Genomic DNA, 24,473 nt, shown 5'->3' on the forward strand with positions numbered 1-24,473 from the left:
TCGTAATGCGATGGTTCTTCGATTCAGTCCCTGAACACAGGTGCCTGCTTGCTCATGGCGGCCATCATGGCGGCTTGGATGTCCTCAGAGACAAGCATGGCAGCGTTCCAGGTGGCGATGGCCGCGAGGCCATCGGCCACGCTGTGGTCGCGGGTGTAGTTGAGCATCTCCTTGGTGCCGCGGATGGAGAGGGGCGATTTCCCGGCGATCTGGGCCGCGATTTCAAGGACACCGGCCTCCATCGTTTCATCGGATTCGAAGACCTGGTTCACCAGGCCGCAGGCGGCGGCCTCCGGGGCCTTGACCTTCCGGCCGGTGTAGGCCCATTCCCGCACCAGGCCTGGCGCCACCAGCTTGGGAAGGCGCTGGAGCGAGCCCACATCGGCCACCATGCCGATATCGATCTCCTTGATGGAAAAGTGCGCGCTTGCGGTGCAGTAGCGCATGTCCGCGGCGGCCACCATGTCCAGCCCAGCCCCGACGCAGGCTCCGTGGATGGCTGCCAGCACCGGCTTCCGGCAGCGCTCCAGGCTGCTGAGGCAATCCTGCAATTGCAGGATCAACCCGCGCAGTTTCTCAGCGGCGCGGCCCTGGCAATCGTCCTTGATGGCTTGCTGCACGCCCATGAGCATGGCCAGGTCGATGCCCGAGCAGAAATGCCGCCCGTTGCCCGAAAGCACCACCACGCGCGCTTCCGGCGTTGCGTCGGCCCATCGGAAGGCCTCGCCGATCTCACGCCACATCGCTTCGTCCATGGAATTCGCCTTGTCCGGCCGGTTGAGCCGGATCCTGGCGATGCCTTGCTGCAGTTCAACGATCAAAGTCGTGAAGTCAGGCATGGGTGGCTCCTGGAATGATTGCCGTCCAATTGTGACCATGATTGCGGTCGGATCGTTGGCTAGCCTATTGAATCAAGGTCACAGCTGCTTCAGCATGCCCTTGGCATAGTCGGCGTTGGGGGCACTGGGGGCCAGTTCAAGGAAGGTTTGGATGGCCTTTCGAGCCTTTTCCTTGTCACCCAGCTTGGCGTATGCGTCACCCAAGTTGCAGTAGGCGATGGCGCGGGAGGGGTCCATTCGCAACGTATTCTCGAACCAGCGTACGGACTCAGCGAACTTGTCCTGTTTGTAGTAGACGAAGCCCAGGTTGTTTGCGGCCAGGGCGAAGTCGGGCCTCAGCTTGAGGGCTTCCGTGAATTCCGCTTCCGCATCTGCGTAGCGCTTTTCCCTGAAGGCCTGGAGGCCCCGGTCATTGGCTCGCTGGGCTGACCGGCGCGGCGCCATAGCCACGGGCTTGCCCGCCACCAGCTTGGCCTCTCCACCCTCGAGGGTCTTTACCATCACCGGCGCAGGCGCCTTGGCCGCTCCTTGCTGCTTGATCATCTCAAACCTGGCGTCCAGCTTCTGGTTTAGGGCTATGGCGGCGCTCTCAAGCTGCTTCGTGCCGGGGCTCAGGAACTCGTTTTCCGCCGGGAGCTCGAAGACGAACTCGCCACCCTCGGAACCAGGGAGGCTGCCGAACGCGGGCGTCTGCTTGGAGACACATGAGACGGCGGGGGCAATGTAAGCCACAAGCTCTGTGGCCGTTATGAAACTATCGCCGTTCAGATCCGCTTTGCCGGAAAGCCCCTGGAGCAGGGTCCAGGTGAAGATTGAGTGCCCGCCAGGTCCACCATCGGAAACCATCTGATCCGCGCCTCCGGCGGTGAGCATCTGGCGTCCGATGCGCTTGGCATTCTCCCTCAGGAAATTCTGAGAAGGCCCACCCCGGGTGAGCCCAAGGCCGCTGTAGCAGGAGTCCATGATGAAAAGCGCGTGTTTGGCAGGGATTGCTTCAGCGATGTTCTGCAGCTCTGTCATGGGGATGGCATCCGTGGCTACGTTGGCGGGATCCGAATCCACGGGCACTAAGTAACCCAGATCCCGGCCCGACGATAGCTTGCGCGTGGCGCCGTGGCCCGCAAAGAACACGAAGACACGGTCGTCCCGCTGGAGGGAGCTGGAGCCCAGCTGCCCATTGAGGACGTTCAGGATCGCGGCGCGGGTGGCCTCCTGGTTCTTCAACATGAAGACGTGGTCCTTGGCGAAGCCGAATTTCTCAACTAGGTCTCGGCGCACCGCCTCCGCATCCCGCACCGCGTATTGCAACTTGGGCCACTTGGCGTATTCGTCGATGCCCACCACCAGGGCCCAGCTGTCCCGGTAGCCCGTAGTGGGGACAGTTTTGGCGGAGGCGGGTAGCGTGGCCTCCCCCACTTTGAAGCCGGTGCCATCCCAGGTGGCGAAGCGGTATCCATCGGCGATGAGCCGGTCCAGGATGCCTGGAAGGGCCCTCACCGTACGGGCATTGATGTCGTGGAAGAGCACGATGCCGCGCTGCTCACGGTCGATTTCCCGGAACACGCGGTCGGCGATGGAGTTGGGCACGGGATCGGCCCAATCCAGGCTGTCGATGTTCCAGAGCATGGAGCGCAAGTGGATCCCTTCCAGGGTGCCCAGGGCCGTCCTTGAGTGAGCCCCATAGGGGAAGCGGAATAGATGGGAGCCGTCCCCCTGTATAGCCTTGAGCAACACGGCGGTGCGGAGAGCTTCATCCCTCAGCGCCGCGTCATCCTGCTTGGCGAAGTTCGCATGGCTGAAGCTGTGGTTCCCAAGCTGGTATCCAGCCTCCACCAGTTTCCGGCTGACGGCCGCGAGGCGCCCGGGCTTGGCCTGACCGTCGGCCCCGATGGTGCCGAGGTTCTCTCCCAGCTCGAAAAACAGCCCGGGCACACCGTACTGCTTGAGGACCATGGCGATTTCTTCGGTATAGGTTCCATGCGGCCCGTCGTCGAAGGTGAGCATCAGGGTCTTGGCGGGGAGCGACTTGCCCGTAATCTCCAGCGAATCATCCGCCAAGCCGGTCTTGGGCGGGTAGGGAATGATGATGCCGTAGTCCTTAAGGATCTGCTCCCGGGAGATAAGCGCGCTCAACTTGGCCACATAGTCGTCCCAACGCTGGCGCTGAATCGCAATACCACGCTCCTCGAAGCGCCCGAAGATCTGCTTCAATTCCTTATCGTAGAGGGCCTCAATCTCGTCGAGGGCGGATAGGTCCTCGGAGATCCTTCGGTGCAGCTTCACCGCCGGCAGTGACTGATCCTGTGCGACCCCTTGCAGGAGCGCCCGGAGATCTTCACGAAAGGCCAGCCGGTCGGCGTCGTATAGCCCCTCGCCCGCCTCGATCCAAGTGAGCACTTCATCCATCACTGAGAACCGCGTGTTGTGTGGTGAGGCCGCCACCACTGCCATGGCCTGCTCCAGAACGGCCGAGCGGGCCTGGTTGTCATAGTAGATGGCGTGCCCGATGCGATCTATGGGTTCGCGTTCCCCGGACTGCAGCGATTTTTCATTCGCGAAGAGCACGATGAGCCTCCTGTACCCCACCAGTGCTTCGTGCAGCACAGCCAGGAGCGGCTCCGCATCAGGCTTGGCCTTGGGGTGCGCTATCAGCTCCTTCAGCCGGGCCTGGGCGGTGATGGCGGGAATAACGCGGGGCCTGCTCTGCGCGATCCAGCCGATGGCAATCCCTCCAAGGACAAGCACGGCAAACAGCAACAAAGCGAGTGTCTTTTTCATCGAGAATTCCGGTTGGGTTTGCATGAATGTCTGAAGGGCCAGTCTAACGACACGCGCATCGGGTTTGTGGCTGCATCAACATTGACGGTTTATCCCCTAAACCAGGTACGAAAACTGACGTATTGCCTCCTCGAAACCCTTCCAGGAGGCATCCATGCCCGCATTCCGCCCCGTCGCTTCCCTCATCCTGGCCCTCGCAGCCACGGCCCTGGGCGCCCAGACCTTCGTCCTCCAGCCTGCCCAGGCCGCAGCTGTCACCGAGAGCCATACGGTGGCCTTGGCCAACGGCTCGAACCTCTCCATCAAGAACACCAACGGACGCATCAAGGTGGATACCTGGGACCGGGCCGAAGTGGCTTTCACGGGCCAGTTCAAGCCCAGCAGCAAGGATGAGCAGGTGAAGGTGGTGTTCGAATCCAGCCCCAAGGGCCTGGAAATCCGCGGCGAATATCCCAAACACCAATCTGGATGGGGAAGCTACCGCGGCGCAGTCTGCGAGATGGAACTCAAGGTGCCCCGCAATGTGCTGGCCCATATTGACACCGTCAATGGCCGCATCACGCTGACCGGACTCGAAGCAAAAGCGGATTGTCAAACGGTCAATGGCGCCATCGAGGCCCAGGATCTGAATCATGGCCTGACCGCCGAGACCGTGAACGGGGGCATCTCCCTGGACAATGTGCGCGGCGCCATCAAGGCCTCCACCACCAATGGCGGCATTTCGGGCAAGGGTTTGGACGGAATGGGCCAAGGCATCGAGCTGTCCACGGTGAATGGAGGTCTGAACGTGACCATGGCGAAGCTGGAAGGATCATTCCGGGCCACCACGGTCAACGGCCGGGTCTCCGTCAACACCAAAGGCGCCGAACAAGTGACCGCCACGAAGCACCAGGTGGAAGCCACCTTTCCCGGCAGCAAGCAGGTCATCCGCATGAGCACTGTGAATGGCGGGCTGGTGGTGAAGTAGGGGCCACGACACCCTCGATTCGAGTCCGACCACCTGGTTCAAAGCCTCTTTTGAGCACCTCTATCTACTCGGTCGTGAAAAACCCCACGTGGGTTCCCGACTTCGCAGAGTGCTTTGTGCACTCTGCTTCGTCACCCCACGGGGGTTTTGGTGCCGGTGGCCGGACTCCGGTGCCCGCCGCGTGGCTGGCTGCGCACGGGAATCCCCTTCGGGGACCGACTGCGGACGCATGCGTCCTCCGTCTTTCCTTACCTGCACGCCATCCTCGATTCGAGTCCGACCACCTATTTCAAAGGCCCCGGATGGGGCCTTCATTCTTGGTGCCGGTGGCCGGACTCGAACCGGCACTAGGGGTCGCCTAACAAGATTTTGAGTCTAGCGCGTCTACCAATTTCGCCACACCGGCATGGGGCTAGGATACCGGGCTGGCGCGGGTTTTCAAAGGGGATGATTCAACCACCGCCCATTGCCCGCATCCTTAAAGCGCCGTCAACGGTATCCGCCTGCCCTGCCCGAAGGCCTTGGGGCTCACTTTCAGATTGAAGGGAAGCTGCCGGCGCTTGAACTCTGTGCGGCGCAAGAGGCCCAGGATGCGCGGCAGGGCTTTTCGGGCGGACTCCAGGTCGGCGCCCTCCATCAACAATGCGAGATCGTCCGCGAGGCCTTCCTCAGGTCGCTGCGCCTCGATCACCGCGCCCAGGATGGCATCAAGCACGGCGTAGGGCGCGAGGCTCGCCTCGTCGGTCTGGCCAGGGCGTAGCTCGGCGGTGGGAACTCTGCTGAGGATGCCCGGCGTGATGGCGTCTCCCAGTTCACGCGCCAGCCCGTAGACGCGGGCCTTCAGGCAATCGCCAAGGATGGCAAAGGCGCCGATGCCATCCCCGTACAGCGTGAAGTAGCCCGTGGCAGCTTCGCTCTTGTTGCCCGTGTTGAGCACCGCGACCCGCGGGGTGCCCAGCAGTGTGTGGACCTCGGGTTCCGAGGTGAGGGCCATGAGCAGCATGGCCCGGGCCCGGCTCTGCAGGTTCTCGTCGGTGATCGTAAACGCGCGGTCCGGAAAGGCGCCTTTCATGGCTGCGGCTGCTCCAGCAAAAGGCGTGTCCGCATCGAGGCAGATGAACTTGATCCCCAGGCGGTCGGCCTGGTCCTTCGCCAGGCTCAGGCTTTCGCCGCTGGAATACGCCGTCGGCAAAGCCACGCCCAGGACGCGGTCCGGCCCAAGAGCATCCACTGCGACCGCTGCCACCACCGAGCTGTCGATGCCGCCGGAAAGGCCGATGACCACTGCTTCCAAGCCCTGCTTGGCCAAGTTGTCCCGCAAACCCAGGTGAAGGGCATCGCGCAGCCATGGGCCCTCCTCCGGACTGGCGGGCCAGGATGACCCGGCCGCCTCGGTATCCACCCACACGATGCCTTCGGTGAATCGCCGCCCGCCCTGCCAGGTCCCGTCCGGCTGCGCCAGACAGGAGCCGCCGTCGAAGAGTAGCCAACTCTCGGCACCCACCCGGTCCGCGTAGACCAGGGGCATGCCGTGGGTCTTCGCGAGACCCTGGATCAAGGTCTTCCGCTGCTGCTCCTTCGATGCGATGGCCCAGGGCGCGGTCCTGCCGGCCGGGAGCCAGGAGCCGAGCATCGTCGGGCTGGCGGAGGCGTTCAGCAGCAGGGTGGCGCCCGCCCCGGCGAGATCAGCGATGGGATCGCAGGCGTAATGGACCGCGGCGCCGCTGAAGTTGCGGTCGGCCCACAGGTCCTCGCAGATGGACAGGCCGATGCGGTGGCCGAGATGCTCGATGAGCTTCGGCAGTTCCGGTGAAGGCTCGAACCACCTGTGTTCCTCGAACACGTCGTAACTGGGCAGCAGCCGTTTCCGGACGACCTGGCGGATGGCGCCGTCCTGGCACCACCACAATTCATTGAACAGGCGGCCGGTGGGGCTCGGGCTGAAGGTCCCGAGGACCAGAGGCACCGTCCCGCTGAGGTTCGCCAATCGCCTGGATGCTTCGGCCACCCGGGTCCGCAGGCCGGCTTCCCACATCCGGTCCTCGGCCAGGTACCCGGCCATCGCCAATTCCGGCGTCACCACCAGCTCGGCGCCTTCCGCCACGGCCTTGGCGTAGGCCGCTTCGATCCCCGCACCGTTCGTGGCCGGATCGCCGAGCCGCTGATTCAGTTGGAGCAGAGCGATTCGCATGCATCTAGGTTATGAGGTCTGAGGCACGAGGGATGAGGTAAATAAGGCCCGCTCGATCGGCGCGGCCAAGATTGGACCTCATCCCTTGCGCCTCATGCCTCAGATCCGGCTCACCACCAGATCTCCACCCGGGTGCCGCCTTCTTCGCGCTTTTCGAACCGCAGATCCGCGCCCTGGGCGTTGATCCACTTCAAGGCGAGTGGCAGTCCGAGGCCGGTGCCGTCGGGGCGGCCGCTTTCGAAGGGCCGCAGCATCCGCAGCAAGGTGTCCTCGCCCAGACCAACTCCCTGGTCGAGGATCTGGATGCGGGCGTCTTCCACCACCACGCGGATCTCGCCGCCCCGGGGCGTGGCCTGGCAGGCGTTCTCCAGGAGATTCAGCAGCGCCTGATGCAGGAGCATCGGATCCGCCATGGCGAGTCCCTGGCCTTCCAGCTTCAAGACGCGGCCATGGCTGAGGGGCCGTTTTTCGATCTCTGTGATGACGGCGCCAGCCACTTCTTCCAGCCTCGTTTCCGAGTACTCGGGCTCCAGCGGCTTGGCCCATTGCAGGAATTTCTGGATGACCCGTTCCAGTTCGTCGACTTCATCCAGCAGGTCTTTGGAAACGTCCACATGGCCCGCGCGATAGAGCAACTGGCCGTGGCCCTTGAGCACCGCGAGGCCGTTCTTCAACTGGTGGGCCACGCCGGCGGTCATCTCGCCCAATTCGGCGAAGCGCTCCCGCAATTGGCGGCGGCGGTCCTCGGCCTCCTGCTCGGTGATGTCTTCGAAGGAAAGCAGTGCGCCCACCTGGTCCGGAGCCGCGATCCGCCGTAGCCGCCAGCGCTTAAGGGCCCCCTGGGCATTGGAACCCTCGCAACGCCAGCCCGGGCCCGGGTCCCCGTGAAGGCCTTCCAACAGCCACGGGAATGGCTCCAGCACGAAGGCGGCATCCAGGCCCACCACGCCGGGCTTCACGCCCAGCAGTTCGCGGCCCATGGAATTGAGCGCCGCCACCTGGTTCTTATGGTCCACCCACAGCAGCCCGAACGGCAGCGCATCCACCAATTTTTCATGGACCGTGCGCAATTGCCCCAGGGTCGCCGCCAATTCGCCCCGCTCGTGGAGGCTCCGGCTCACGGCACCCAGCACCAGCAGCTCGGGATCTTCCTTGGGCGAGCGGCGGTTGCGGAAGACGCGGATGCCGAAAATCGCCGCGCCGAACAGCAGCATCCCCACCGGGATGGCCATGGCGATGAGCGAGTCAGCGGGAAGTTTCATGGAATTCCTGCCCTCAGATTACGCTTGTTCCATGGATCAGCATCCCATCTACATCCTGTCCGGGGGTTCCGGCGAAACCGCCATGCGCATGGTGGCCGCCGCGCTCACGCAGTTCCACTCCGGCGATGTCTCGGTCCTGCGGCGTTTCCAGAACGTCTACACCCAGGAGGACATCGAGCGGATCCTGCAATTGGCCGCGGAAAAGCGGGCTGTGATCGTCCACACCATCGTGAGCCGGGAGCAGCGCATCTTCCTCGACCGGCGCTGCGCGGACCTGCGGCTCACCCAGGTGGATCTCTTCGGGGACCTGCTCAACACCCTGGGACTCTACTTGCGGGAGAGCCCCGACGAACGCCCGGGCCTGTTCCACGCGGTGGGCGACCGCTATTTCAAGCGCATCGAAGCCATCGAATTCGCCTTGAAGTACGACGACGGCGCCGACCTTTCGGGCATCGCCACCGCGGACATCGTGCTGGTGGGCCTTTCCCGCACCAGCAAGACACCCCTTTCCATGTATCTCGCCATGGAGGGCTACCGGGTCATGAACGTGCCCCTGGTGCCCGGCGTGCCTGTCTCGCCGGACCTGGACAAGATCCCCCAGGGCCGCATCGTGGGTCTCACCATCCAGCCTGACCGGCTGCAGGAGATCCGACTGAACCGCCTGTCGCGGCTTGGCGCGGGCGGGTTCGCGGACAAGTACAGCGACATGGGGCACATCCTGGAAGAACTCACCTACGCCGAGGGCGTCTTCAGGCAGCACCGCCGCTGGCCGCTCATCGATGTGACGGGGAAGAGCATCGAAGAGACCGCGGGCCTCGTGCTGGACCGCGTCTTCGGCAAGGAGAGGGCGGTATGAGCGGAGCTCTCCCGCGGTACCTGGCCGTCCGCGGAAAGACCACGGAGCTGTCCGCGCCCCTCACGCCCGAAGACCAGGTGGTCCAGGCCATGCCCGACGCCAGCCCGACCAAGTGGCATCTGGCGCACACCACCTGGTTCTTCGAGACCTTCATTCTCGTTCCCGGTTTGCGGGACTACCGCCTCTTCGATCCCGCCTACGGCTTCCTCTTCAACAGCTACTACAACGCCATCGGCCAGCGCCAGCCGCGAAACCAGCGCGGCCTCCTGACGCGGCCCGGACTTCAGGAAATCCTCGCCTACCGGCGCCATGTGGATGCGGCCATGGAGGCCTTTCTACAAACTTCGCCCGGCCCGGACCCGGCACTCCTGGAGCTGGGCCTGAACCACGAGCAGCAGCACCAGGAGCTGATCCTCACCGACATCAAATACCTGCTGGGATCCCAGCCCCTCAAGCCCGCCTACCGCCCTGCCCCGACGAGCGCGCCGACCCCGGCGCCACCGTCGAAGTGGATCGCCTTCGACGAAGGCCTGCGCGCCATCGGCCATGGCGGGAAACAATTCGCCTTCGACAACGAGGGGCCACGCCACAAAGTTTTCGTGAACGCATTCGAACTCGCCTCGAGGCCCGTCAGCAGCGGGGAGTATCTCGAGTTCATGCATGATGGCGGCTATGCGAAACCCGAGCTGTGGCTTTCGGACGGCTGGGACGCCGTCCGCGCCCAGCGCTGGGATGCGCCGCTGCACTGGCGGAAATCCGAAGAGGGTTGGAAGGTCTTCACCCTCCAGGGAGAGCAGGAGCTGGATCCTGGGAGGCCGGTCTGCCATCTGAGCCATTACGAAGCGGATGCCTATGCACGATGGGCCGGCGCGCGGCTGCCCACGGAATTCGAATGGGAGGCCGCGTCGGGCCATCCAGCCCCCGCACAAACTTCCGGCGATGTGTGGGAGTGGACCGCCAGCGCCTACCTGCCCTACCCGGGCTTCCGGATCGCGGAAGGCGCCGTGGGCGAATACAACGGCAAGTTCATGAGCGGCCAGATGGTGCTGCGGGGCGGCAGCGTCGCCACGCCTCCGGGCCACATCCGCCCCACCTATCGGAATTTTTTCCCGCCTTCCGCGCGGTGGCAGTTCTCAGGATTGCGGTTGGCGCGGTAGACGGAAATGACGCCACCCGTCTAGCCTGATCCGATGCCCGCATCCCGCATCGCCCCTGCCCTGATGGATGAAGTCCGGACTGGCCTTCTTTCCGTTCCCAAGCGCCTGCCGCCGACGCTCTTCTACGACGCGGAAGGATCGGCCCTCTTCGACCAGATCACCGGACTGGCCGAGTATTACCCCACGCGGACTGAGCGCGGGATCCTGGAACGGCATGCGGCGGACATGCTCCAGGCGGCCGGGACGGACCTCGAGGTGGTCGAACTGGGCTCCGGCAGTTCCGTGAAAACGCACCTGCTTCTGAAGGCGCTCCTGGAACGCCAGGGACACGGCGCCTACGCCCCCATCGACGTGAGCGACTCGGCCCTGGAGCAGGCCAGATCCGCTTTGGCCGCAAGCTTTCCTCCGCTCGAGGTGCGGCCTGTCCATGGAGATTATCTGGATGGCCTGACCTCGCTGGAACGGCGTGGGACGCGGCGCCTGGTGCTGTTCCTGGGTTCCACCATCGGCAATTTCGATCCAGCACACGCCACGGAATTTTTACGATCCGTGCGGGAAGCCCTCCAGCCCGGGGATGCGCTGCTCATCGGTATGGACCTCGTCAAGGCGCCCTCCATCCTCGTTCCCGCCTACGACGACGGCCTTGGCGTCACCGCCAGGTTCAACCTGAACCTGCTGGCCAGGCTCAACCGCGAATGGGGCGCGGATTTCAGGTTGGACGCCTTCCGCCACATCGCGCTATGGAACGGGGCCGAGTCGCGCATGGAGATGCACCTGCAAAGCCGGGCCCGGCAATCCGTCTGCATACGCGCCCTGGACCTGGAGATCAGCCTGGAGGAGGGTGAACGCATCCATACCGAGAACAGCTACAAGTACCGGCCGGGCATGGGCGAAGCCATTCTCGGCGACGCAGGCTGGGCGCTGGAACGCACCTGGACAGACGATCAGAGGTGGTTCGCCCTGCATCTCGCCCGGTGCTGAAACGCCATTTGCGCCGGCGTCAGGACTCGAGGCCCGGCGCTTCCTCAGGCATCTGCCAGCGGTTGTAGCGCAGGAGCATCAGCAGTCCCGGAATGGAAATCCCCATGCACAGCAGGAAGAAGCCGGGCCACCCCATCCACTTCACCAACTGGCCTGCGGGACTTGAAAATACCGTGCGGGTCAGGGCCATGAGGCTCGACAGCAGCGCGTATTGCGTGGCGGTCATCCGTTTGTCGCAGATGCGCATGAGGAAGGCCGCATAGGCCACCATGCCGGTGCCGAAGCAGAAGTTTTCCGCGCCGATGGTGGCCAGCATGAGCGGCCGGTTGTGCCCGATGACCGCCAGCAGGAACGGTGCGGTGATGCTCGCGGCCTGCAGGATGCCGAAGAGGATCAGGGATCGCCGCAAGGACCAGCGCCGCATTACCAGGCCGCCCAGGAAGGCGCCGATTAGCAGCGAAACCAATCCCAAACCTTTCGTCGCGAGGCCGATTTCGGTCTTGCTGAAATCCAGGGTCATCAAGAAGACCGTGTTCAGCGAGGCCGCCAGCATGTCACCCAGCTTGTAGAGGATGGTGAAGGCCATCATTTCCAGCGCGCCCTGGCGGGAGAAGAATTCCGTGAAAGGCTTCACCACCGCATCCACCAAGGTGCGCGGTGGATTGGCGCCGGCGGGCTCCGGCGCGAACCAGGCTGTCAGCATCCCCGGCACCATCATGGCCCCCATCACCAGGTAGACCACGCGCCAGGTGGTGCGGTCCGCGAGCCAGAGCGCGAAAGCGCCGCCCACCAGCATCGCGATCCGGTAGAAATTGATGTTGAGGCTGGAGCCAAGCCCGAGATCGCGGACCGGCAGCAGTTCGGTGCGGTAGGCGTCGATGACGATGTCCTGGCTGGCGCTGAAGAATGCGACCATCAGGGCCAGGCCGGCAATGAGGCCCAGGTTCTGGCTCGGGTTCCCGAACGCCATCGCGGAGAGGCCCAGCACCAGGGCCAATTGGAAGATCAGGATCCAGCCCCGGCGGCGGCCCAGGAAGGGCGGCGTGAAGCGGTCAAGGATGGGCGACCACAGGAATTTCAGGTTGTAGGGCAGGCCGATGAGCGCGGAAAGGCCGATGAGGCCGAGATCCACGTGGGAATCCTTCATCCAGGCCTGCAGCGTGGAATTGGTCAGCAGCAGGGGCAGGCCCGACGCGAACCCGAACAGCGAAACCGCCGCCAAGGGCGGCAGTGATTTGGTCCGGGTTTCAGCAGTCGGCATATTGGATGGTAATGGGAAAACCTGGAACCGCGAATAACGCGGCAATCTGCAATTAAAGGCTTAGAACCGCGAAATAACGCGAAAATCCGCGAATAGAACAAAACCTGATCATCCCGCAAGCTCAGCCTCTGGACCTCGCACGCACCCCCGAGGCATGCAGATTCAAGCGGCACGGGAATAGCAGGCTTTTTTCGCGTCCTTTCGCGCCTTTCGCGGTTAAAAAACCTACAGTTCCGCTTCCATCCGCTCCACGATGGTCTTCAGCACCTTGATCCGCCCGAAATTCTTGTCCTCGCTTTCCACGAGCGTCCAGGGCGCATGGCCCGGGCTGGTGCGGTCCACCATGTCGCACACCGCCTGCTGGTAGGCGTCCCACTTCTCGCGGTTCCGCCAGTCGTCGTCGGTGATCTTGAACCGCTTGTAGGCCGTGTCGCGGCGCGCCTCGAAGCGCCGCAATTGCTCCTCGGGGCTGACGGTCAGCCAGAACTTGCACAGGATGGTCCCATTGCGGTGGAGCTGCTCCTCGAAATCGTTGATCTCGCCGTAGGCGCGCATCCAGTCCACTTCGGCGCAGTAGCCTTCCACCCGTTCCACCAGCACCCGCCCGTACCAGGTGCGGTCGAAGATGGAGAAGCGGCCATCCCTGGGCAGGCGCCTCCAGAAGCGCCAGAGGTAGGGCTGCGCTTTTTCCTCGTCGGTGGGCGCCGCGATGGGGATGACGCGGTAGATGCGGGCGTCCAGGGCCCCGGTGACCCGGCGGATGGCTCCGCCCTTGCCCGCGGCATCGCTGCCCTCGAAGGCCAGCACCACTGAGCGCTTCTTGAAGGATTTGCTGCGCGTGAGCAAGTTCAACCTGCCCTGGAGCCGTTCCAGCTCCACGTTGTAATCAGCTTTTTCCATGCGTTGGGTCAGGTCCAGCGTCTGGAACACGTTCACGGAATCCAGGCGGGAGGGCAATGGAGGCGCCAAGAGCCGGGGCTGGTTCGCCGCTCCATCAAGCCGGCGCCGCAGCGCGTCGTGGATGAACTGGCCCACGGTGAGGGCCTGGTAGCGGAAATCCGTAGCCTCCACGATGGTCCAGGGGGCGTCCGCAGTGCTCGTGGCGGTCAGGGTCTTCTCGCAGATCTTCCGGAACTTGTCGTACATCGCGAAGTGTTCCCAGTCCTGCTCCGTGACCCGCCACCTGGTGAGGGGATCAGCTTCCAGTTTCTTGAGCCGTTTCTTCTGCACATCCTTCGAAAGGTGCATCCAGAACTTGAGCAGCAGCGCGCCCTCGTCCAGAAGCATGCGCTCGAAGCGCTGGATGCGGCTGATGCTCTGGTCCAGCTGCGCATCCTTGGTGTCGCCGTGCGCGCGCTGGAGGATCGGAAAGGAGTACCAGGAGCCGTTGAAGATCCCGATCTTCCCCTTCGGCGGGAGCTGCCTCCACCAGCGGAACATGTGGGGCCGCTCCCGTTCTTCATCCGTGGGCGGCTCCAGGCCGTGGGTCTCGATGTGCCGGGGGTCCATCCAGCTATTGAGCAGGTTCACCGTCTCGCTCTTGCCCGCGCCGTCCACGCCGCCGATGAGCAGGATCACCGGGAAACGGGGGGCCTGGGCCAGGTCGAATTGGGCGTCCAGCAGCAGCTCCCGCAGCTTGGGTGCTTCCAGTGCGAACGTTTCCTTGTCGACCTTATGGCCCAGCTCCGCGGATTCGAACATGGTGGCTCCCGGAAAGTGAGCCCAGCTTACTCTCCTTCGCCACTCCCGGCAGAATGGAAGCATGACCCTGCGCCTGCGATGGATCGAGCACCTCTCACCGGCCTACGCGCTGTCGGTGGCCTTGCGCCGCGATGTCCTGCGCAAACCCTTGGGCTTGGAGTTCACCGAGGCCCAGCTCGCAGCGGAATCCGCCAGCTTCCACCTGGCGGTCTGGGGGGAAGATGTGCTGTTGGGCACGCTGCTGCTCACCCCACTTGATGGGAGTTCCATCCAGATGAGGCAGGTGGCCGTGGATGAGCGGAAGCAGGGCCTCGGCATCGGTCGGCTGCTGGTCGCGGAGTCCGAAGCCGAGGCGGCGCGCCGCGGCTTCCACCGCATCATGCTCCATGCCCGGGATAGCGCCGTGGGCTTTTACCTGAAGCTAGGCTACCGGCCCGTGGGCGATGAATTCATCGAAGTGGGCGTGCGGCACCAGGAGATGGAAAAACGGCTTTAAGGGCCACCGCTCGCCACCCGTCAATAGTCATTCGCCAGCTCCGAGGCCCGCACCGGCTTCTCGAAGGCCTGGAACGCCGGCGCGCCGGCCTTCTGCGCAATCCATTCCGCCACGCGGATGCCATCCACGGCCGCACTGGTGATGCCTCCGGCAAAGCCAGCGCCTTCGCCGCAGGGGTACAGGCCCGGGTGCGATACGGACTGTCCATCCTCTCCCCGGAGCAATTGGATGGGGCTGCTGGTGCGGCTTTCGATGGCGAGGAGAAGCGCATCGGCGGACGTGAAGCCATGGATCTTCTTATCGAAAACGGGCAGCGCCCCGCGCAACTGCTCCTGCACAAAATCCGGAAGGCACAGGCGGATGTCGGAAGGCACCGCGAAAGGCCGGAAGCTGGTGCGCGGCAGCTTTCCGCTGGCTTTCGTCCGCATGAAATCCACCACGCTCGTGGCCGGCGCGCCATAGGTTTCGCCGGCGGCCCGGAAGGCCTTCTGTTCCCAGGTCCGCTGGAAGTACATGCCCCCAAGGAGATGGTCGCTGCCGAAATCCGATGTGGCAACCTTGGCCACCAGGCCGCTATTGGCGAAGCCGGAATCGCGCTGCTCATTGCTCATGCCGTTGACCACCACGCCGCCTTCCTCCGAGGTGCACTGGATGACTTCTCCGCCAGGGCACATGCAGAATGAGTAGGCCGCGCGGTTCAGGCCGAGATTGCAGACCAGCTTGTAGTCTGCGGGTGGAAGGCTCGGGTGCCCTTTGGAGGGGCCGTATTGACTCTTGTCGATGAAGTCCTGGGGGTGTTCCACGCGCACACCCATGGCGAAGGGTTTCTGCCGCATGGCGACCGCGTGGCGGTGCAGCATCTCGAAGGTGTCCCGGGCGCTGTGGCCCGGCGCCAGGACGATGGCGTCGCAGGGGATTTCCTCGCCATCCTGGAGCACCGCGGCCTTTACCTTCCCGTTGTCGAACCGGATGTCCTCGAGCCTGGATTTCCAGCGGTACCGGGCGCCGCGGGCCTCGGCATCCTTGCGGATGAGCACCGAGCATTTGCGGATGACATCGGTGCCCACGTGGGGTTTGGCGAGGTAGAGGATGCGCGGGTTTGCGCCGAATTTTACGAAGGTCTCCAGGACGTAGCGCGTGGCGGGGTGGCCGATGCGCGTGGTGAGCTTGCCGTCGCTGAAGGTGCCCGCGCCCCCTTCGCCGAACTGGGAATTCGCTTCGGGATCCAGCTTGCCCTGGTGCCACAGCGCATTGATGCTCTGCACGCGCTCGCCCATGGCGGGACCGCGCTCAAGGATGATCGGCTCGATGCCGTAGTCCAGCAGCCGCAGGGCGCAGAAGGTGCCCGCGGGCCCGCTGCCCACGATGACCACGCGAGGTTTCCCCGGTGCCGGCGCGACCACGTAGGGGGAAAGCGCCGGCGCAGCTTCCAGCTTCAGGCCGGGCGGCAGCGGCACACCGGAAACATCGCGCTGGGTTTCAAAACTCAAGGCCGCCAGGAACCGGATGGCGCCCTTGTGCCGCGCGTCCAGGCTGCGGCGTTCCAGCACCACATCCGAAAAATCCAGCGGTATCCCGCCCAACGCACGGCTCAATGGCTTGGCCAGATCCAGTTTTTCCTCGCCCAGGTCCAGCGGCAGGTTCGTGAGGAGGTAGCGCATGGGGGCTCCGGCGAAGGGATTCTTGGGGGAATCAAGGCCAGAACCAGTGTAGCGCGGCGGGCTTCAGGCCGCGGGGCTCGAAGCCCCAGATAGCCTCAGCTCGCCTGCGGAACTTTCCTGCGAGCCAAGATCCGCCGGATGGCCATCCATGTTCCTGTTCCAAGGACCAGCCACGGCGCCAGGAACACCAGGGCAGAAACCACCAGCGCGAGCAGCTGGACGAGCAATTCGACAGAACTACGGGCGGCCACGGCTACCGGCGCGAAGAGGCCGGGTTTCTTGGGTTCGAGCGCCTTGGTGATCAACAGCGGTTCATGCAGCTCCACTGTGATGGTGGACATGGACACCATCTGCTGGAAATAGCGCCGCTGCCCCTCCATCTGCTCGATCTGCTCCGTCACCTGCGAAAGCTGCTGCTCCGCTTCCAGCAAATCTTCCATCTTCGAGGTGCGGGTGCGCAGGATCTCCCGCATCCGCACTTCAAGCTGGCGTTTGTTGATGAGCCTCGCTTCCAGGTCCGCGAATTCCCTGGTCACATCCTGGGTGTTGACCCCCTCAAATTCCACCTTGCCAATGGTGCGGAGGGCGTCCAATGCCTGGAAGTAGCGATTCGGCTGCACTCGCACCACCACGGTGCCAGTGGCCCGACCCTGGTCCTGGCGGTTCGCTTTGATATCCGCGATGTACCCCCCGTTCTCAGTGGCGATGCGCTGAAGTTTGGCGAACGCTTCGTCGAAAAGCTTCACTTCAAGGGACAACTGGCCCGTACGGATGAGTTTCTGGCTGGCGATCATCGAGTTCTGGGATGCGTCGGCGGATGCATTGACCAGACCCGGAATGAGAGGATCGCCGGATGTGGGCCGAGGTTCCGGTTTGGACGCGTGATGCTCAGGTGGCAGGCTCATGAACTCACTGTTGGCTAGCGGCCTCCCAGTCTTGTGGTTCGACAGCCATACGAGACCTGTGGATCCCGCAAGGACTACCCCCGCGACAGTGAACAAAGCAATCTTGCTCGGCCTCATGGTGGCCTCCTCATGGATGGTGTTCGTGGATGATGGAATTCTTCCGGGCCCTGTCCGTTCAGTTGGTTTCTTTGGTCACGAAGCTGCCGCCCCAGATGGCTTGGGAATCCCAAGCGGAGAAGGCCTTCGCGAACTGCTGCATGTCCTTTTCAGTGATCTTCCCGACGGGGGTGACGAAGTAGACGACCGTCACACGGATGGGTTCCTCGGCCCGGGCGCCGCGCCAGTTCGCCCCGGTGGAATAATGGCCTTCTGTCTCGCCGTGGCCGATGGCGACCTTCGAGAGGCCGGGTTCTGCCTTGAATTTTTGATCTCCTTTGTATTCCATTGGCGTGGGTTTGGGGGCCTGGGAAGGCGAAGGTGAGGGCGGAGCCAAGGAAACCATGTCGCTGGCCACTCCGCCGACCACACCTGCCGCAGTCCCCGGCGCGGGATAGCCGAAGGCCCACGCCATGGGCGGCGTCCCAAGATTCGAGAGCTGCGCCTTGGCGTCGCGCCGCAGGGGAATCTGGATGAGGTAGTAGCGCTGCACGTCCACGTCCATGCCTTTGGCCTTCAATTCTTTTTCGAGTCGGCGCAGGTCCTGGCGGTCTTCGGCGCGGCTGGCGGTGAAGGGCGCCTTCTGCCCATGGATGTTGGCGTAGAGCATCTGGTGGGTGCCAGGCCCCACGATGGCCTCGCTGCTGCCCTCGATGACGTCGGTGATGACGAAATTGGTGGAGCCGTAGGGGAAGATGCTGAAGTTGAAGGCAGCCCTGGGCGGCGTCGCGCGCTTCCGGCCTCCGCGGCTCCAGGCGCCTTCCATGGACCAGCTCGGCACCGGCACGATGGCGAACTGGTTCGAGACGATGACATTGCGGTCGCGCGCCTGGGAGCTGAGGCCCAGTTCCCGCAGGCGTTCGGGCAGCGTGCGTTCCAGGGTGCGGCCGCCCTCCTTCACGTGGATCTTGATGCGATCGCTGGGCACCATCAGCACTTTGTCGCGGAAGTTGTTGTCGCGCCGGACCGAAAGCGCCAACTGCGCCGAGCCCGGATCGTTTTCGTTCCGGCGCACCCAGATGCCCACATCGCTGATGCGGTCCCCCCACACGCTGTTCTGATGGCGTCCGATGTCCTCCCAGGAAATCTTGACCGGGCTGAAGCTGCGCCCGTGGAGCAGGGCCAGGAACCCGGGCTGGTTCCACGTATTCACCGTGTCCGCGAAGTAGGTCTCCCACGCCACCGGCGGCACCGGCGGAATTGGCCGGGGGGGCGGGATCCGGTGGACCAGCGAACCGATGGCCCCTACGACATTCCTGACCGTGGAGGAACCGGCGCCGATGTCGAGTCCCAGTTCCTGGGCGATTTCCACGGCGGCGAAGTCCACCTTGCTGTTCCCGAGACCATGCGCCTGGGCCTCCTGCACCGCCAGCAGCACGTTGGCGCGGATGCTCGCGGCCTCGGCCGTTGTGAGGCGGATCCCCTGCTTGGCGAAAGCGTCACGGATCTGGGAATCGCTCGAAGCCGCGCCCTGGAAGATCGCCTGGGCCTGGTGTCCGGCGCCTTTGCCGGGTGCGCCAAGGATCGCGAGGCCCAGCAATGGAAGGAGCAGGACAGATTTCATGGAGGCCTCCGGTTTTTTTATGTTCGGAAAGTTAGACAAGGCCCATCGCTGGAAAGTTCCCGCAGGCCTCGGGCCCGCCCATGAACGTTTCGGCCATTCACGGCAATATGAAGGTGGAGGTCATGATGTCCGTTGTTCTTTCCGCCTTGCTCCTGCCGGCCCTGCTGGCCCAGGCGCCCGCCCGCAAACCCGCCCGTACCGCCAAACCAGCCAAAGCCGCCCCCGCCCCAGCGCCTGTCAAGAGTGCCGCTCCAGCCGCAGCCGTCGATCCGACGCCCTACTTCAAGTGCATCCTCGGTTTGAAAGGCACCATGCGTACCGTCAGCCAGGCCCGGGATTCCGCAGGAAACCCGACGGTGGAACAGAAGACCGAGACCTTCGACTACCGGATTCCAGGATGGATGAAGGAGAATGCCTACCCTGAAGGCGCCGTGGTCTGGGAGTTCTATCCCTCCCACGAAGCGGATGCCAAGACGACGGGCCGGGTGGACATGGTCATCGAAAACGGCGGCGAAACCGTGCGTTTTTCCTCCACGGACCCGACGGCCTATGGCACCTTCGCCTTTTCCTCCCCCGCCCGGGGACGGGCGGTGTCGGCCCTTGCGAGCATGGCGATCACCGGCACGGCCCAGGTCGTGAAGGCCGGGGTCAGCACCACCGAAACCCGCACGGTCAGCAGCATTCCCTTGCCCAACGTGAGGAAAGGCCCCCAGGACTACGCCGCGCCGACCCTGCTGTTCACCGGTTCGGGACTCTGGGCGCTTCCCAACGCCAAGAGCGCCTTCGACGCCCAGGCCAGCATCGTGTACGCGCATTCCAAGGGCAGCCTGCGCGCGGACGGCAAGGTGGACGTGGCCTTCCAGCTTCACCCCGAATCCCGGTCGGCCACGCCCAAATAAACAACCCCGGCGCAAACGCACGCCTCCAGATGCTCCGCGCCGGTTTCATCCGCGCAACCTGAATTGCAGTGTGAGGTGGAACCGCGCGCTGTGGGGCTGCCCGTCCAGGCGCGCGGGCGTGAACCGCCATTGCTGGGCGGCGCGGATGGCGTCGTTCTTGAAGACCACGTCGCCCGAGGCCATCTTCACCTCGGTGGGGACGCCCTGCTCATTGATGGTCATGATCAGCACCACGTCGCCTTCCTTGTGCGCAAGGCGCGCCAGGCTCGGATAGATGGGTTGGATCTGGTGGAGGATGCTCACCGAGCTGGCGCTCACTTCCACGGGTGCGCCCCACCCGACTTCGGGCGTGGTCGAAGTTGTTCCGGGTCCGGTTTTTCCGCCTGGGGCAGTGGAGCCGGCTGGATCTCTCGCGATCAGGCTTCCCTGATCGTGTGTCCCGAGGGCCAACGGGGTTTCCGGAACGCCGATCTGGGGGCGTTCGGCCGGGATCGGCGCATCGGTGTTTTCGGCTCCAAGGCCGCGCATGGGAGGTGGGGCTGTCGCCACAACCGGCCTCGGGGCTGGTTCAACATCCGCAATGTTGACCACCGCGATCTCGCGGTCCGTCTTGATGATGCGTTCACGGATCGCCGGCGAGGCCTGGGCCACCAGCACGGCTCCCGCCGCGAGGGCGCAGTAGAGGTTCGCGCTCATCAGGAAACTGAGGCGGCGGTCGGTCTTGGGGGCCGCGATGGAGTGGACCTGCAGCCCGGGGTGGACCACGGTGATGGCGGGAATCCGGGTAGGCCGAAGGCTGCCCTGCTGGAGGGTCTGGGTGGACATGGGAGGCTCCTTTATGTGACTGGAAAACGGGCCCTGGGACCTGGAGGCCCGGCCGGTGCCCCCAGTGCTTTCCGCCCACGTCGATTCAACCCGGGAAGCAGCATTCGGATCGTTGCGAAGCCTTGGATGGCTTGCACTCCGTTTCGATGTCCCAAAGATCGTTGGGTAGAGAATCGTTCATCGGGAACCCGAGTCAATGCTTCCCCCTAGAAGTTACGGCAACGCGACGAATCCCCCATTCACCACGCGAGTGTCACGGCCGGAAGGCCGATTCCAGTGGATTTCCGCGGTCTGGTCACCAAGGACCATGACAGAACCGGAAGAAATGGCCCGATGCCGCGCCGCTACATCACCATCCGGTGCATCACGTCATAGCTCCGCAATCCGCCGCCGAGTTCCCTCATCAACCGGCTGCGGAGCAGCTCCGTGCAGGCGCGGGCGGCCTGGAGCCGGACGTCCGGGGCATCTTCGGCGGAACAGGTCCTCAGGGTCCGCAGGTGTTCGCGCGTGCCCGGAGGCAGGGCTTCGGCGGGATCCATGGGCGTGCAGTCGGCGCAACGCCAGCCATGGTCCTCCGAGAGCATCACGATGGGCGCGGTTCCATGGCCGCAAGCCCCGCAAAGCCGCGGATGGGGCAGCAGGCCCATGCAGTGCAGAAGCCAGTGCTCCGCATAGGCCAGGATGTTCATCGCGCGGTCCGGATGGTCCTTCAGCGCGCGGCCGCAGGCGCTCAGCAGGCGGAACAGCCGCTCGTCTTCCACGCCCTCCTTCGCCACGCGGTCGAAGATGTCCGCAAGGCACGCCATCACCAGATTGGATTCCAGATGCCCCAGCGTCAGGGGCGAATGCTGCAGTTCGCAGCGGGTGACACGCCGCAGATCAGCCTGCTCCTTCCCGAAAAAGCCCACCTTCACAAGGCTGAGCGGCTCGAAAGCCGATACCCATTTGGCCGATGGTTTTTTCGCTCCCTTGGCGATGCCGGACTTGCGTTCGCCGTGCTCCGTGAGGAACGACACCACCAGACCGCCATCCTGGAAGGGCGAGGGCCGCAGCACGATGGCCTGGATGGTTTCGATCACGGGGGCTCCTGCCTCCAGGCTACAGGAAGGCTGTTGGCTGGAGATCCAGGCTTGATGATCGGGGACCAGCGGCCATCGCGTTCCGGGTCCTGGACCCTCGTTCCGCCTGCCGCTTGGAAATAGTTCCTCAACCAATGGCCTCCAGACCGCCTCTCATCTTGCGAGGCACAAACCAATCGGAGGCCCCCATGAGCATGAACTTCAAACTTTTGATCCCCTTCAGCCTGGCTGCGGTTCTGATGGCCCAGGCGCCACCCCCCGGACCGCCCCAGGAACTTCCCCGCCTCCTGGCCGGCAGGATGGGCATGCGGGCCGGCTTCTTGGCCAGGAAACTCAACCTGAGCGCCGACCAGAAAGCCGCAATGAAGGCCATCGGCCAGAAGCACAAGGACGAGATGAAGGCCAAGCACCAGGCGAAGCGGGAAGCCCGCCAAGCCTTCCAGGCCGTGATGGCGGATCCCAATGCCAAGCCGGCGGACATCCAGGCCGCCCACCAGGTGCTCAGCCAGCGGGCCCTGGACGCGGCCCTCGCGGGCCATGCCCTGCGCGTCGAGATGCGCGCGGTGCTCACCCCTGAGCAACAGCTCCAATCCGACCAGTTGCGGGAGGAATTCAAAACCAGGCACCAGAGGCGGATGATGCATCTGCGCAAGGGGTTGGGCCTGGAAGGATGAAGGCCGCGGATCCTTGAAATAAGGGGCTCCCACGGGAGCCCTTTTTTTGCCGTGGATCAAATTTCCTGATTACCCACGAGCCTCAGCCGGAAAAAACATCCCGCGAAGGGCCGCGAATAGCTGCCATGCCACGGGTATTAGCCAGGCTGATGCCGAGAAGGGGTGAGGGAAGGGCCGCGAAATCTCTTTTGCCACACCAGCGCTTCGGCGACCAGGAGACTCATCATGGGCCAGCCTCGCGGATGGAATTCAGGCGGCCCGACGATCACACCGGCGAGCCCGTCGCCGGGCCGCCTAATTGGCCAGGCGGGCGCTACGCGCCCCGCGAAGCGATACCGGGTTGATTCACTTTGGCCCTGCCAGGCGCGGCTCGGCCCTTCGCGGCACCCCTCGGCTGAAATTGGGGGATAACAAGGTCAAATTTTTCCACCTCCTGCCAGACTGGACGGATGCGCCTTTTTCTCCATCTGACCTTCCTTCTGCTATTGACGGTGCCCGCATTCCCACAGGCGCCGGAGGTCCAGCGCTTCAGGCAGTGGGTGGCGGGCCAGGAATTGGGAGGCGCCGAAAGCCGGACCACCTTTGAAGGCGCTGCCACCCGGATCGAACGCCGCGAATGGATCAACTTCACGCGGCTGGGCATCGAAATCCAGCAGGAGATCAAGGAGACCAGCGTCCGGAATGCGGATGGCAGCCTTCATTTCACCTGGCGCACGCAGATCTCCAAGGAGCCGCTGGAAGGCGAGGCGGACTGGTCGCCCTCACGCCCCAGGGAGCTGCGGGTGAAATCCAACGGCTTTGAAGCGAAGGTCATCCCCATGCGGACCGGCGCCCTGCTCTGGCCCCGGGACGTGGATGGCAGGATGCGCGAAGCGGCCCGCCTCAGGAAACCCGTGAAGATCAGCAGCTATTCCTTCACCACCCAGCAATGGACGCAATTGGACCTCAATCCCGTCGGGCCTTCCCCCTTGCCCGGCTTCCCCGACGCGGTGCTTTTCAAAGGGCTGGAAATCGACGGCGCCACGCGCGCGGAAACCTCGGTCTGGGTGAGCCCCACGCGCGGCGATCTCAAACACACCGGAGAGATGATGGGCCTGAGCCTGGTGCTCCAGCTCGCCGAGCTGCCGGACCCCATCGGCAGCAGCAAGGGCAAGGAAGCTTTTTTCGAGCAGAGCCTGAAGACAATCCCGCAGCATCCCTTCCAGCCCTGGCTCACGGAGGTGCGCCTCCGGTGGCAGGGCGCCAAGCCGCTGCAGTTGCCAGAAGATCCGCAACAGCATCAGGTGAAACCCAACCTCTTCGCGCTCACCTCGAGCGCGCCTCTCAAGGCGGAAGAGGCCAAGGAACTCCCGGTCAGGGGCAAGCCATCAAAGGAAGATGCGCCCTTCCTCGCGGCCACGCCGATCGTGCCCTTCAACGACCCGGCCTTCGACGGGCTGGTATTCCGCATGAGGGCTCCCAAAGGGGCCTCGCGCTGGGTGCTGGCCCAGCTCGTGACGGACTTCGTGTGGGAATGGATCGCCCAGAAAGACTACACAGTGGGTTTCGCCTCGGCGCTCGAGGTCTGCCGCAATCCGCGCGGGGACTGCACCGAGCATGGCGTGCTCGCGGTGGCGCTGCTCCGGAAACTGGGGGTGCCCGCCCGCGGCGTCGTGGGCTGGATGGCGGCCGGTGAAAACCTGGGTCTGCATTTCTGGGTGGAAGTGAAACTGGGCCGCCGTTGGGTGCCGGTGGATCCCACCTTCGACCAGGCCCCGGCCTCTGCCTTCCGCCTGAAACTGGGCACCACCGACTTGGCGGACCTGGGCTCTGTGGGTTGGGACAACGCCGGCCAGATCTTCGGCGGCGGAACGTGGAAAGTCGAAAAGCCTGATGGCCTCGGCGACCTCCGCCTGGAGGCCGGAGGAGAGATCCTTCATGCGCCTGGGGGCACGCGCCTGCGGGCAGCCGGATCCACCTGGAGTCTGGGTGCCGGGCTGGTGCTGCATCGCGAAGGCGGGGACCTGAACATTTCCGCCGTGCCCCGCCCCTATCCGGAGTCTTTGGAAGGGGCCAAGCGCCTGCAATCCGGACGTTGGTCGGGTTGGTGGCAGCCCAAGGAGCAAAAGCTCTTCGTGGATCTCGGCGACCGCCGCTGGCTGGGCGTCGAACCGCTGAACGAGCACGGCTCCGCGGCCTTCATGGACAGCCTGGTGGTGGAGGGCCCCGGCCGCTAGGCTGC

General features: G+C 64.2%; 19 protein-coding genes and 1 tRNA gene. 8 read left to right on the plus strand and 12 right to left on the minus strand.

Translation table 11 applies throughout. The features are described 5' to 3' along the window. Nucleotides 1–23: 23 nt before the first annotated feature. Both IPQ13_03850 and IPQ13_03855 read right to left on the minus strand, forming a co-directional pair. A complete protein-coding gene (locus IPQ13_03850; protein MBL0210038.1) occupies nt 24–839 on the minus strand; it encodes a crotonase/enoyl-CoA hydratase family protein in 816 nt (271 codons plus the stop codon). A 78-nt stretch (nt 840–917) separates the two neighbouring features. Further along, on the minus strand, nt 918–3,617 hold the full coding sequence (locus IPQ13_03855) for a polysaccharide deacetylase family protein (protein ID MBL0210039.1): 2,700 nt from the start codon (nt 3,615–3,617) through the stop codon (nt 918–920). A 154-nt stretch (nt 3,618–3,771) separates the two neighbouring features. On the opposite strand from IPQ13_03855, the gene IPQ13_03860 reads away from it, so the two are divergent. Continuing rightward, entirely contained in the window at nt 3,772–4,584 is an 813-nt protein-coding gene (locus IPQ13_03860; GenBank protein MBL0210040.1) for a hypothetical protein, read from the plus strand. A 318-nt stretch (nt 4,585–4,902) separates the two neighbouring features. Here the strand turns inward: IPQ13_03860 and IPQ13_03865 are convergent. The 3 genes from IPQ13_03865 to IPQ13_03875 form a co-directional block, all read right to left on the minus strand. Beyond that, a tRNA-Leu gene (locus IPQ13_03865) sits at nt 4,903–4,990 on the minus strand. A gap of 72 nt (nt 4,991–5,062) precedes the next feature. Next, nucleotides 5,063–6,775, minus strand: coding sequence for an NAD(+) synthase (gene nadE, locus IPQ13_03870; protein MBL0210041.1), 1,713 nt, complete (start codon nt 6,773–6,775; stop codon nt 5,063–5,065). Between the two features lie 110 nt (nt 6,776–6,885). Continuing rightward, nucleotides 6,886–8,037 (minus strand): hypothetical protein, encoded by a 1,152-nt coding sequence (locus tag IPQ13_03875; protein MBL0210042.1) that lies wholly within the window; start codon nt 8,035–8,037, stop codon nt 6,886–6,888. On the opposite strand from IPQ13_03875, the gene IPQ13_03880 reads away from it, so the two are divergent. From IPQ13_03880 to egtD, 3 genes are read left to right on the plus strand one after another with little or no spacing between them, the layout of a single operon-like run. Next, nucleotides 8,036–8,893, plus strand: coding sequence for a kinase/pyrophosphorylase (locus IPQ13_03880; protein MBL0210043.1), 858 nt, complete (start codon nt 8,036–8,038; stop codon nt 8,891–8,893). The two genes, IPQ13_03875 and IPQ13_03880, sit on opposite strands and share 2 nt — an antisense overlap. Then, the gene (locus IPQ13_03885) at nt 8,890–10,050 is read left to right on the plus strand and encodes an ergothioneine biosynthesis protein EgtB (protein MBL0210044.1); all 1,161 of its coding nucleotides are present in this window, start codon (nt 8,890–8,892) and stop codon (nt 10,048–10,050) included. The genes IPQ13_03880 and IPQ13_03885 overlap by 4 nt, the downstream gene beginning before the upstream one ends. A 33-nt stretch (nt 10,051–10,083) precedes the next feature. Beyond that, nucleotides 10,084–11,031 carry an L-histidine N(alpha)-methyltransferase gene (gene egtD / locus IPQ13_03890; protein MBL0210045.1) on the plus strand — a complete coding sequence of 316 codons (948 nt, stop codon included), beginning with the start codon at nt 10,084–10,086 and terminating at the stop codon, nt 11,029–11,031. Nucleotides 11,032–11,050: 19 nt separating this feature from the next. On the opposite strand, the gene IPQ13_03895 is transcribed toward egtD, so the two are convergent. Continuing rightward, a complete protein-coding gene (locus IPQ13_03895) occupies nt 11,051–12,253 on the minus strand; it encodes an AmpG family muropeptide MFS transporter (protein ID MBL0210046.1) in 1,203 nt (400 codons plus the stop codon). A gap of 264 nt (nt 12,254–12,517) precedes the next feature. Continuing rightward, the gene (gene pap, locus IPQ13_03900) at nt 12,518–13,993 is read right to left on the minus strand and encodes a polyphosphate:AMP phosphotransferase (protein ID MBL0210047.1); all 1,476 of its coding nucleotides are present in this window, start codon (nt 13,991–13,993) and stop codon (nt 12,518–12,520) included. A gap of 61 nt (nt 13,994–14,054) precedes the next feature. On the opposite strand from pap, the gene IPQ13_03905 reads away from it, so the two are divergent. Then, nucleotides 14,055–14,489: a GNAT family N-acetyltransferase gene (locus tag IPQ13_03905; protein MBL0210048.1), complete on the plus strand. Its 435-nt coding sequence runs from the start codon at nt 14,055–14,057 to the stop codon at nt 14,487–14,489. A gap of 20 nt (nt 14,490–14,509) precedes the next feature. On the opposite strand, the gene IPQ13_03910 is transcribed toward IPQ13_03905, so the two are convergent. The 3 genes from IPQ13_03910 to IPQ13_03920 form a co-directional block, all read right to left on the minus strand. Continuing rightward, nucleotides 14,510–16,150 carry a hypothetical protein gene (locus IPQ13_03910; GenBank protein ID MBL0210049.1) on the minus strand — a complete coding sequence of 547 codons (1,641 nt, stop codon included), beginning with the start codon at nt 16,148–16,150 and terminating at the stop codon, nt 14,510–14,512. Nucleotides 16,151–16,245: 95 nt separating this feature from the next. After that, nucleotides 16,246–17,055, minus strand: a complete 810-nt coding sequence (locus IPQ13_03915) for a DUF4349 domain-containing protein (protein ID MBL0210050.1) — start codon at nt 17,053–17,055, stop codon at nt 16,246–16,248. 175 nt (nt 17,056–17,230) lie between these two features. Beyond that, nucleotides 17,231–18,775 (minus strand): hypothetical protein, encoded by a 1,545-nt coding sequence (locus IPQ13_03920; protein MBL0210051.1) that lies wholly within the window; start codon nt 18,773–18,775, stop codon nt 17,231–17,233. A 122-nt stretch (nt 18,776–18,897) separates the two neighbouring features. Between IPQ13_03920 and IPQ13_03925 the strand changes: the two genes are divergently transcribed. Further along, nucleotides 18,898–19,674 carry a hypothetical protein gene (locus tag IPQ13_03925; protein MBL0210052.1) on the plus strand — a complete coding sequence of 259 codons (777 nt, stop codon included), beginning with the start codon at nt 18,898–18,900 and terminating at the stop codon, nt 19,672–19,674. Between the two features lie 45 nt (nt 19,675–19,719). On the opposite strand, the gene IPQ13_03930 is transcribed toward IPQ13_03925, so the two are convergent. Both IPQ13_03930 and recO read right to left on the minus strand, forming a co-directional pair. Beyond that, nucleotides 19,720–20,499, minus strand: a complete 780-nt coding sequence (locus IPQ13_03930; protein MBL0210053.1) for an energy transducer TonB — start codon at nt 20,497–20,499, stop codon at nt 19,720–19,722. A gap of 344 nt (nt 20,500–20,843) precedes the next feature. Beyond that, nucleotides 20,844–21,578, minus strand: coding sequence for a DNA repair protein RecO (gene recO / locus IPQ13_03935; protein MBL0210054.1), 735 nt, complete (start codon nt 21,576–21,578; stop codon nt 20,844–20,846). A 188-nt stretch (nt 21,579–21,766) separates the two neighbouring features. On the opposite strand from recO, the gene IPQ13_03940 reads away from it, so the two are divergent. After that, on the plus strand, nt 21,767–22,252 hold the full coding sequence (locus tag IPQ13_03940) for a Spy/CpxP family protein refolding chaperone (protein MBL0210055.1): 486 nt from the start codon (nt 21,767–21,769) through the stop codon (nt 22,250–22,252). A gap of 449 nt (nt 22,253–22,701) precedes the next feature. Beyond that, complete coding sequence (locus tag IPQ13_03945; GenBank protein MBL0210056.1) at nt 22,702–24,468, plus strand: transglutaminase domain-containing protein; 1,767 nt, start codon at nt 22,702–22,704, stop codon at nt 24,466–24,468. The last annotated feature ends 5 nt before the right edge of the window (nt 24,469–24,473 follow it).

It is taken from the genome of Holophagaceae bacterium, assembly GCA_016720465.1.
Taxonomy (GTDB): Bacteria; Acidobacteriota; Holophagae; order Holophagales; family Holophagaceae; genus JANXPB01.